Annotated in this window: 11 protein-coding genes; 5 read left to right on the top strand and 6 right to left on the bottom strand. The window is 61.4% G+C overall.

The genetic code is table 11. The annotated features are described in order from the left end of the window. The first annotated feature begins 306 nt into the window (after window positions 1-306). From mobF to CCA01S_RS14215, 5 genes are all read left to right on the top strand, one after another. Window positions 307-3,153, top strand: coding sequence for a MobF family relaxase (gene mobF, locus CCA01S_RS14230; protein WP_084386801.1), 2,847 nt, complete (start codon window positions 307-309; stop codon window positions 3,151-3,153). A gap of 121 nt (window positions 3,154-3,274) precedes the next feature. Next, a complete protein-coding gene (locus CCA01S_RS14225; protein ID WP_066459648.1) occupies window positions 3,275-3,577 on the top strand; it encodes a helix-turn-helix domain-containing protein in 303 nt (100 codons plus the stop codon). Window positions 3,578-3,679: 102 nt separating this feature from the next. Then, window positions 3,680-3,970 carry a hypothetical protein gene (locus CCA01S_RS15885; RefSeq protein ID WP_198150026.1) on the top strand — a complete coding sequence of 97 codons (291 nt, stop codon included), beginning with the start codon at window positions 3,680-3,682 and terminating at the stop codon, window positions 3,968-3,970. Between the two features lie 437 nt (window positions 3,971-4,407). Beyond that, window positions 4,408-4,653, top strand: a complete 246-nt coding sequence (locus tag CCA01S_RS14220; RefSeq protein WP_066459667.1) for a type II TA system antitoxin, ParD family — start codon at window positions 4,408-4,410, stop codon at window positions 4,651-4,653. Further along, on the top strand, window positions 4,650-4,976 hold the full coding sequence (locus CCA01S_RS14215; protein ID WP_232305140.1) for a type II toxin-antitoxin system RelE/ParE family toxin: 327 nt from the start codon (window positions 4,650-4,652) through the stop codon (window positions 4,974-4,976). The genes CCA01S_RS14220 and CCA01S_RS14215 overlap by 4 nt, the downstream gene beginning before the upstream one ends. A gap of 100 nt (window positions 4,977-5,076) precedes the next feature. Here CCA01S_RS14215 and ssb read toward each other — a convergent pair whose 3' ends face one another. The 6 genes from ssb to CCA01S_RS14185 form a co-directional block, all read right to left on the bottom strand. Beyond that, on the bottom strand, window positions 5,077-5,544 hold the full coding sequence (gene ssb, locus CCA01S_RS14210; protein ID WP_066459646.1) for a single-stranded DNA-binding protein: 468 nt from the start codon (window positions 5,542-5,544) through the stop codon (window positions 5,077-5,079). A 73-nt stretch (window positions 5,545-5,617) separates the two neighbouring features. After that, entirely contained in the window at window positions 5,618-6,424 is an 807-nt protein-coding gene (locus tag CCA01S_RS14205; protein WP_066459644.1) for a DUF3560 domain-containing protein, read from the bottom strand. Window positions 6,425-7,087: 663 nt separating this feature from the next. After that, the gene (locus CCA01S_RS14200; protein WP_066459643.1) at window positions 7,088-7,618 is read right to left on the bottom strand and encodes a JAB domain-containing protein; all 531 of its coding nucleotides are present in this window, start codon (window positions 7,616-7,618) and stop codon (window positions 7,088-7,090) included. A gap of 433 nt (window positions 7,619-8,051) precedes the next feature. After that, the gene (locus CCA01S_RS14195; RefSeq protein ID WP_084386800.1) at window positions 8,052-8,267 is read right to left on the bottom strand and encodes a diacylglycerol kinase; all 216 of its coding nucleotides are present in this window, start codon (window positions 8,265-8,267) and stop codon (window positions 8,052-8,054) included. Next, on the bottom strand, window positions 8,264-9,214 hold the full coding sequence (locus CCA01S_RS15880) for an LssY C-terminal domain-containing protein (protein WP_369691545.1): 951 nt from the start codon (window positions 9,212-9,214) through the stop codon (window positions 8,264-8,266). The genes CCA01S_RS14195 and CCA01S_RS15880 overlap by 4 nt, the downstream gene beginning before the upstream one ends. After that, window positions 9,204-9,428, bottom strand: a complete 225-nt coding sequence (locus tag CCA01S_RS14185; RefSeq protein WP_066459637.1) for a hypothetical protein — start codon at window positions 9,426-9,428, stop codon at window positions 9,204-9,206. Before CCA01S_RS14185 ends, CCA01S_RS15880 begins: the two co-directional genes overlap by 11 nt. Window positions 9,429-9,432 lie beyond the last annotated feature (4 nt).

Below are 9,432 nucleotides of genomic sequence, written 5' to 3'. Positions count from 1 at the left end.
AAGCATTCAAGCCAAATTATCAATTTTGGATTTGATGCTATGGATTTGGTCAGAGGTGTATTAGAGGATTTCAACACTAAGCAAATTGACTATACCCTTCCCATTGAGTGAATGCGGATAGCTGCCCGCATACGTGGAAATCTGGGCAATGTAAGACCGCTTATGGCCGGTATCAGACCGTATTAATCCACAGTTCTTGTGGAAAACCCTGTGTAATCCCCCTGCCCTTCTCCTCAACAGCCAGCACTGGCGCGCCTTTCGCGCCTGCTGGCTGATCTTTTGCCACCCCCACTTCCCGGAGCACCCATGATCTCGCACAGCCAGATCTATCGGGCCCGCGCGGCCCTTGCGACCCACTACTACGCCGACCAGACCGACGACTACTACAGCCGAGACGGCAGCGCCGCGACCTGGCAAGGCGAAGGTGCCCGGCGCTTGGGCGCGGTCGGGGCCATCGATCCCGCCCGGTTCAAAGTCATGCTGCAGGGTGATTTTGGCCATGGCATCACGGCCAGTCAATCCGTGCGCAAGGACGCCAAGGCCCGCGCTGCGCTGGATCTGACCTTCGGTGCGCCCAAAAGCATCACGCTGCAGGCCCTGATCGGGGGCGACGAGCGCCTGATCCAAGCCAATGATGATGCCGTGGCCACGGCCCTGACTTACGTTGAACAGCAGCTGGCCATGGGCCGCAGGAAGGAAAACGGCAAGTCGCGAGTGGAGCATACGGGCAATCTCATCATCGCCAAGTTTCGCCACGAAACGGCCCGCCCCACGGAAGACGCCGCACCGGACCCGCACCTGCATGTCCACGCGCTGCTCATGAACCTGACGCAGCGGGACGACGACCAGTGGGTGGCGCTATCCAATGAACAGATCTTCCAACTGCTGCGGGTGACGGACTCCATCTACCAGGCAACGCTGGAGCGCAATGTCCGGGCGCTGGGCTATGCCGTGCGCCACGAGAAGAACCACATCGAGCTTGCCCACATCAGCCGGGAACAGATCGAATTCTTCAGTAAGCGCAGTGCGGGGATCTCGGCGGAGCTGGCCGCACACGGTACCAGTCGTGATCAGGCCCCGCACGCCCTGCGCCAGGGCATCACCCTCGCCCACCGGCAGCAGAAGACCCAGGCCTACAGCCGGGCTGAGCTGCTGCAGGAATGGCAGGCAGCCGCCAAAGCCATTGGCATGCGGTTTGACCAGGCAGGCCTACATGTAAGCTCACAGCCACAGCACGAAACCAGCAAGGCCTCCGATCTGGTCGCCCAGGCATCGCTGTCATGGGCGATCCAGCATCTGGCTGAACGCAAATCCGTGATGCCGCTGGCCGATCTGCTGCAAAGCGCCGTGCGCCACGCAGGTGGTCATACGGACATCTCCGCCATCCAGTCGGCCATCCAGGGGCGGGTACAGGCAGGGACACTCATCCAGGAAGCCCCACACTATCGCAGCACCCAGGACATGAAGGCAGTACCCATGACCCGCGACGGCTGGGCGGCCGAGGTCGTACGCCTGCGCGGGCTCTCGCAGGACGCAGCCCTGCAGCTGGTCGATCAGGCCATCACCCAAGGACGGCTCTTGATGGAAAGCCCGCGCTACGCCACACGCAAGGCCTATGAGGCCGAATCCCGGATCCTAGCGGCTGAAGCCAGCGGCCGTCGTGCCTGGCAGGCCCCCATCGCCAGCACCGTGACCGAAACAGGGCTGGATGAGCGCCTGACCCCAGGCCAGCGCGAAGCCGTGATGCTGATTGCCAGTGACACCGATCAGATCAGCGGGATCCAAGGCCTGGCCGGAACCGGCAAGTCCTTTGCCCTGCAAAACGCCCAGACCATCCTGCAGCAGCAGGGCCACAGCCTGGTGGCGCTCGCCCCCTATGGCGGCATGGTTCGCAATCTGCGCAAGGATGGTGTACCTGCAAATACTGTGGCCTCGGTGCTCTCCGCCCGCGACAAACAGCCCTTCACCAGCCAGCTGGGCCCACAGACCGTGGTGGTGATCGACGAGGCCGGGGTCGTGCCCGTGCGCCAGATGGACAAGCTCTTGGCACTCATCCAGCCCACCGGCGCGAAGGTGGTGCTGCTGGGCGACACGGCCCAGACCAAGGCCATCGAGGCCGGTCGCGCCTTTGCCATGCTGCAGGAACACGGCATGAAGACCGTGCTCATGGGCGACATCCAGCGCCAGCGTTCTGAGCGGCTGCGCCAGGCCGTGCAACTGGCCGCCCAGGGCCAGGCCAGCTGCTCCTTGCCCTTGCTGGATCGGGTGCTGACCATCCCGGATCAGTTCAGCGTGGATGAACATGGTCAAAAGACGCGCGACAGCTCGGCCCGGTATGAAGCCATCGCCCAGGCCTATGTGGGGCTGCCTGCCGACCAGCAGGCCAGCACCATCGTCGTGACTGGCACCAACGCCTCGCGCCAGGCGATCAATGCCCGCATCCACGCCCTGCGCGGGCTGGAAGGCAAGGGCCAGCGCTGCCAGCTGCTCGCCCGGTACTACACCGTGGGCGATATCGTCGTGCCGGAACGTGATTACCAGTGCGGCCTGAAGCGCGGCGAACTGTACCGGGTGACCGGTATTCCCCGCCATGATCGCATCACGGTGCAGGCGGTGAACCCTGGCGCATCACAACCTGAGCCCATCGAAATCATCCCCCGGACCATGGGCAAGCTCTCGGTCTATCACCTGAACGAATCGGAACTGTCCACAGGCGACCAGGTACGCATCACCCGCAACGATGCCCAGCATGACCTGGTTAATGGCCAGCTGGCGCGGGTCATCGCCATCGAGGCCAGCACCGTCACCATCGAAACTGGCGACAGAAGCATCAGCCTGCCCACCGACCGGCCGCTGCACCTGGACTATGCCTACACCACCACGGCGCACAGCGCCCAGGGCCTGACCTGCGACCGGGTGCTGTACAACGCGGAAAGTTTCAGCCGCACCACGGCCCAGGATACCTACTACGTCAGTATCTCGCGCGAGCGCCATGAGGTTGTGGTGTTCACGGATGATGCCGACAAACTGCCGGAACGGGTGGATCGGCTGGGGATCAAGGGGCTGGCGCATGACATTGACAGGCCAATTCACGAGACGGCGGAAATGACAATTGATACACACGAAGCCGCGCAGGAGCTGGGCAATCCGTAAACTACAGCCACCTAGCAATAGGAAATCATACCCGTATCGGGTATATTTAAAAGCGTGATGGAGCTGCCAGCACACGCCTTGTCCAAGGCACTGGAATCCGGGGTATTACTAGAGGTGCATTGTGAGCAAAATCATTGAATCCCTGCGTGGCGATCTGGCCACGCTTCACAAAGCCGGGGCCATCGACAAAGTAACGATGCGCGAATTCGATGCCGTTTGCCCGCCGCCCGTGCACGATCTCACACCCAGCGACATCAAAAGCCTGCGTGAAAAGCTGAAATTCAGCCAGCCTGTGTTCGCACACCATCTACACACCACAGCATCGACCGTCCGAAAGTGGGAACAGGGGGATACCCGTCCGACAGGCCCGGCCCTGAAGCTGCTGAACGTCATCGCAAGCAAGGGGCTACAGGCCATCTTGTAGTCATTTCCACGCAACCGTGCCGGCTTGGTGAAAATTCGCCTATAGCTGAAACGCTGCGAGTATGACGCAAATTTCCCGGAAATGGACTCAAGGAGATCAAACATGCTGACACACGATGAATTGGTCAAGAAGGCGCTGGAAGACCCCGAGGTCCGGGCTGAGTACGAGCGTATCGAACGCGAAGAAATGCCCATGCTGGACACCATTCTTGAAGATTTGGTGGGAATCAGCTGGCCGATTGGTGTACATCAGGTGTGCAGACGGTGGCCTGCTGGTGTTGGCATGGTGTGCCGCCGGTGTGTCTACGGTGTTTCCAGACGGTACCGCTGGTGTATGAATGGTGTCCGCCACCATTCAGGCAGCCGTCTACGCGCCATTCGGCTACAGGCGTAGCCGCCGTTCTCCCCGCTGGATCAATGGCTTGCGCCATTCCAGTGCCCTATCTGTCCTGCATCACCAAAACCGACCATTTATCGCCAAGTCATTGATTCACAAAACTTTTTCACACCCTACCAGGGGTGCGTCATGTGTGGGACGTTTAAGGCCACAAAGGAGCGGTAGCGACTTTGAGGACTGAACGGCCCAGCCTGACCGGAAACCGGGCAGGCAGCGTCACAGCACAGGGCCCCAGGCGAAGCCTGGGAACAGGGCCAGACATCAGCACCAGGTAACGGTCAATGGAGACCAGGCATCAGATGCTCGGCATGCTATTGGCCTACAGAAACAAGCAAGCTCCATGCAATACAAAAGAATCACAGCATCGGGGCTCCTATGATTGGATGTGCAAATGTGGTAATGTGGGTCTGAGGGAATTTTTCGGAGCCATCACCATGAGCCGCCTAACCATCGACATGACCGATCAGCAGCACCAGAACCTGAAGGCCATGGCCGCACTACAAGGCAAAACCATCAAGCAATACACGCTTGAACGGCTGTTTCCCGCCGACGACCAGGCATGGCAAGAGTTACAAGCCGTTCTAAGCGAACGCATCCGTGACGGCCTGGCCGGAAAAATATCCGCCAGGAGTGTCAACGAGATCCTCGATGAAGAGCTTGCCGAAAAGGCTGACGATTGATCCGCCGCAACTATGTTCTGACCCAAGCCGCAGAAGCAGACCTGCGCAGCATCATCCGCTATACACGAGAACAATGGGGCCATGCCCAAGTGCGCCGTTACATCTCAACGCTGGAACGTGGGATGGCCCGCCTGGCAGGCGGTCAGGGAGCTTTCCAAGACATGGGCGCACTCTATCCCGCGTTACGTATGGCGCATTGCGAACATCACTACCTGTTTTGCCTGGCGCGCAAAGACGCGCCAGCGCTGATCGTGGCGATTTTCCATGAGCGCATGAGCCTGATGGTGCGATTGGCCACAAGATTGGAAGGCATGGGGACGTAGGAATACCGGCTGCCCAGAACGCAACAAGGCCCGGACAAAGCCGGGCCAGTGTGTCGTGCAGGATCAGGTCGGGATCATCCGGCCGGGCTCATGCGGTCTCTCAAAACGGAATATCCGACTCTTCCAGCGCAGTGGAGCCAGCCGCCGGGGCTGCAGCCGCAGTCTGCCCACTTCGTCCCTTCGCCCTGCCCGTTGCGGCCGCCGCCTTCATCTCCCCCGCCTGGCCGTCATCGCGCCCACCCAGCATCTGCATCTGGTCGGCGACGATCTCGGTGCTGTAGCGGTCGGTGCCGCTCTCCTTGTCCTGCCATTTGCGGGTTTTGAGGCGCCCTTCCACAAACACGGTGCGGCCCTTCTTCAGGTATTCGCCGGCGATCTCGGCCAGGCGGCCGTAGACGACGACTCGGTGCCATTCGGTTTCTTCGCGGCGCTCGCCGCTCGCCTTGTCGCGCCAGGTGCTGGTCGTGGCAATCGACACGTTGCAGACGGCGGCACCGTCCGGGGTGTAGCGGATCTCCGGGTTCTTGCCCAGGTTGCCGATGAGGGTGGTGCGGTTCAATGATGCCATGGTGATTCTCCGATGATGAAAGTCTGGGGGGTGATGCCCCAGGCCGGGATACGGCCCAGGGCGGACAAGTCGGTCAGGCCTGATTCAGTGCGTCCAGGTGGCGGATCACATCCTTGGCGGCCCATTGGGCATTGCCGGTCAGCTGGCGCACCCAGGCGCTGCGCGTCGGGCTCCAGCGAAAGCCGCAGCGCTTCAGCACGTCGCGGGTGTCCTTGGCTGGTTTGCCGTCAAACAGGAACATGGCGCGGTTTTCCTGCGGATCCTCGCGGTAGGTGTAGTCGTCTCCTGCCTGCTCGGTTTCGGTGCGTTCAGCCGCACGCTGCAATTCCTTGATGCGGGCCATGATGCGGTGGATGTTGGCGTTGTTGTTCTGCAGCTGGAATGGGGCAAAGCCGATGCGGTTCATATAGTCCGGGGTCACCAGCTCGCGGGCGCGTTCCGCGTAGGTCAGGCCAGAATCCACCAGGGCGGCCACCTGCGCATCGGCCCCAGCCTTGGCATGGCGGCGCAAGATAGCGTTGATCGCCTTCATGGTTTCCTGAATGGCCTGCAGGCTGGCCAGCTTCGCCTGCAGTTTCTCGATCGCGGCCGGGTCATCGCTGGAAATCCCGCCCTTGCCCACGGCAGCGGCCTTATTGGCGTAGTGCTCGGCTTTTTTCTGCAACTCGACAGACTGTTCAAAGCCTCGGCTGATCCGTTCCCGATAGCGGCGGTCGCGTCCTTCGGAATAGTGCCCCACCAGGATGGGCTGGCCCATGGGGATGGCATCGGCCATGCGGCTGGCCAGGGACGCGACTGCATCGGATTGCGCATGTGCCTGCCCTGCGCGGGCTTCGTACCGGGCCTTGCGGGCTGCCTGCTTGGCTTCGTAGGTGTTCATGGTCTGATTCTCCAAAACAAGGGTTGAACTGCTTTTTCAGCTGACCGGATCCGAAGATTCTTGAGCCGGAACGTATATCCTCCGTGTGGGGTCTACGCTGGTTTTCCGGTCTTGCCGCCGTCTTCCGTGAGTTCCGTCGCCGTGCCGATCTGGACCACGCAGCGCCGAACGGAAAGGGGCAGGCACGCAAGCCGCAGCCCGAAGCCACAGGCGCAGGGACCGGGTGAGTACCTGGCAAAGCGCACCCCTTGCAGAGAGAAGCGGAAGTGGTACACGTCGGCGTTTCAGGCGGCGGGAGTCACGGAAGACGGGATCACGGCCCGATCCCCAAGCGATGACCCCACACGGCAGCCGCGCGGCAAGCGCCCCCAGCCCCGCACCCTCGGGGCTCTGACTGGGCCATGGCCCGCATTCCCGCAGAGACCCTTGCCATCGGCACCAGATGACAACACCGACCGGGGCACCCTGACCCGGTCGGTGTTGTCGTTGTGGCACTGCACTACTTCCTGGCCCCTGGCGGGCGACCCCAGACGCACGGCAGGGGCCGGCTGAATGCCCCCATCCTCATGATCAACCGATCATGCCATCTGCCGCCTTGGCCGATGATCAGGCTCAATCAGCCAGGCGACCAGGACAGGACGGATCCCCGCCCTGCCCCATGCCTTACATCTGCCCGCGCGAGGCCAGCGACGTGGTCTCAGTGGCGCTCACGATGATGTGATCCAGAAACCGCACATCGATCAAGGCCAGCGCCTGCTTCAGCTGCCGCGTCAGGGCCAGATCCGCCGGGCTGGGTTCAGCCAGACCCGAGGGGTGGTTATGGGCCATCATGAGCGCGGCCGAATTGAGCCGAAGCGCCGTCTTCACGATCTCGCGCGGGTAGATGCTGGCGTGGTTCAGCGTCCCATTGCCCTGTTCAATGTATCGGATGGGCTTCAGCTGTGTGTCCAGATACAGGAACGCGGCGCATTCATGGCCCAACCCAGCCAGCTTCGATTGAAAGAACTGCGCCACCCGGTCCGGATTTCCCATCATGTCGGTCGCGGGAATCAAGCTTTCGGCCGCGATCCGGCCAGCGGCCAGGATCTGATCATCCGTGGCGGGCTTGTAGCGGCCGTTGGGGCTGCGCACATACAGGGGGTGTGCGTCATTCATGTTGTCATAGCTCAGCGCGGCAATGCTGTTCGTCTTCATGGGTGCTTTCTCCTTTCTGGGTTAACCGGCTACCGGGGCCGAAGATTCCGAGCCTTTCGTAGGTTTTGCGGTGTCCGCAGACCTACGTCTGGCCCGGAGTGCCACCGTTGCCGTGAGTTCGTCGCCTTGCCGCGCTGGATCACGCAGGGACGACCGGAAAGGGGCGGGCACGCAAGCCGCAGCCCGAAGGAGAACGAAGAGAGACGAAGGGACCGGGTGAGTACCCGGCGAAGCACACCCCTTGCAGGAAGGAGCACAGTGATACAGTCGGCGTTTTAGGCGGCGAGATCAGGGCAATGGCTGCCCGCGCCGTGAAGATGGACAGCGGATACCGGCCGCGCGGCGAGCGCCGCTACTGGACGGAGGACGGTCTGACTTTAGAGCACCTCGAGTTATCAATAAATCTGGGTCTCATGGCGGTGTCGGTCAGTGCCTAGATGGCCGAGTTCGCCAACTCCGCAGCGAGTACCAACGCGACGCATAGCACGATAAGTGCCCACCAAAACGCGGCTGGCCGAACAATGGAAAACACGCCAAAGACGACCGCGACGAGAACCACCTGCGCGCGAAAATTTTGTTCTTCAGCCCACGCGAAACCGATGCCGGAGAGCGCATTGCGGACTTTTTTCGGGAACGACTGGTTTTTCATTGCCTCGACCCGTGAGCGCCGCAGATATCTGCGGCATCGGTGCGGCCACCCGGATCGAGCAGCCATAGCTGTCCCCGTGTGAAGAAACGGTCGCCCATCAGGTACGAGCCCGTCATCGGGGCGGTCAACGCGCGTTGGCAGATCGTGAGCGGTCGTCCGGACTGTTTGAGCGATTCGACGAATCGCTCGGCTGCCGCATCCACATCGGGCGAGACCGTGTGCAGAATGCCCCAGCGGATACCATCATATGTCCGCGCCACCCCCACAAAGATCTGGTTCGGACCGACACGAAAAGGGGTTTGCCATAGTCGGACGGTGGCGACCGCCTTATCCTGCGAATTCTGAATCGGCCGTTCGAAAGCCAGATCGTTGACACGGTTGTTCCAGAACGCCTGCGCGAGCGGTGCCGTGGTGTAGTCCAGACCCTGTCGGGCAAGGCGCAGCAGGTTTTTCGGATCCGGACTGTCGGCAGGGAACCAGCCTGCTCGGCTCAGAAGAGCGGACAATGCCTCCGCGCTTGGTGTGACGACGGCAAACGATAGCGGTTGTTCAGACGCGCCGAGCAGAGACGATGTGCTCGCAAGTTTTTGAGCACGCAGCATTTCGTCCAATGGACGATTGACCTGGATGACTGTTTTCGCCGCGGGAGGCGGGGCTGGCAGCGTGCGAGTGTGGACATAGGTAACGAACCCGGCGGCCGCGATGGCGACTAGGCCGAACGCCGCCGTTTTTCGGCGGCGTTCGGTTGGTGTATTCCAAGCAATTTGCCCGCCTGCACTCAGCCATTCCGTCAGGCTGATGCCCACAATAAGCCAAAGTGCACCAACCAGGTAACCTGCCCAGACGTCACTCAGATAGTGCACGCCGAGCATGATGCGGCTCAAGCCGACCAGGAGGACAAGCGCAGCGGCCGCCTTCTGAAAATGACAGTGAAGGTCAAGTACCAGGCATTGATCTTGTCGCCGGTGTTTGTTGGGGTGGAGTCGCCTCGACGGTCAGCAACGCGAAGTAAGCTTCGGCCACGGCGTCGGTCATCGCATATTCAGGCGGTGCACACGCTTCAATGGCGGCCAGCAGATGCTCGGCGACGATCCAGTTATCTTGACGGACAGCCTGCCGATACACCTTCAGCAGACTCCGCTCCAGAGAAGTTGTTTTCATTGCG

It is taken from the genome of Castellaniella caeni NBRC 101664 (genome assembly GCF_001592225.1).
GTDB classification, from domain to species: domain Bacteria; phylum Pseudomonadota; class Gammaproteobacteria; order Burkholderiales; family Burkholderiaceae_B; genus Castellaniella; species Castellaniella caeni.
This window is presented reverse-complemented; position numbering and strand designations above follow the sequence as displayed.

Bases quoted from the DNA above. Each gene is read 5' to 3' on its own strand.
- CCA01S_RS15885 (WP_198150026.1), top strand. From the start codon at position 3,680: ATGCTGACACACGATGAATTGGTCAAGAAGGCGCTGGAAGACCCCGAG.
- mobF (WP_084386801.1), top strand. From the start codon at position 307: ATGATCTCGCACAGCCAGATCTATCGGGCCCGCGCGGCCCTTGCGACC.
- CCA01S_RS14220 (WP_066459667.1), top strand. From the start codon at position 4,408: ATGAGCCGCCTAACCATCGACATGACCGATCAGCAGCACCAGAACCTG.
- CCA01S_RS14185 (WP_066459637.1), bottom strand. From the start codon at position 9,428: ATGAAAACAACTTCTCTGGAGCGGAGTCTGCTGAAGGTGTATCGGCAG.
- CCA01S_RS14200 (WP_066459643.1), bottom strand. From the start codon at position 7,618: ATGAAGACGAACAGCATTGCCGCGCTGAGCTATGACAACATGAATGAC.
- ssb (WP_066459646.1), bottom strand. From the start codon at position 5,544: ATGGCATCATTGAACCGCACCACCCTCATCGGCAACCTGGGCAAGAAC.
- CCA01S_RS14195 (WP_084386800.1), bottom strand. From the start codon at position 8,267: ATGAAAAACCAGTCGTTCCCGAAAAAAGTCCGCAATGCGCTCTCCGGC.
- CCA01S_RS14205 (WP_066459644.1), bottom strand. From the start codon at position 6,424: ATGAACACCTACGAAGCCAAGCAGGCAGCCCGCAAGGCCCGGTACGAA.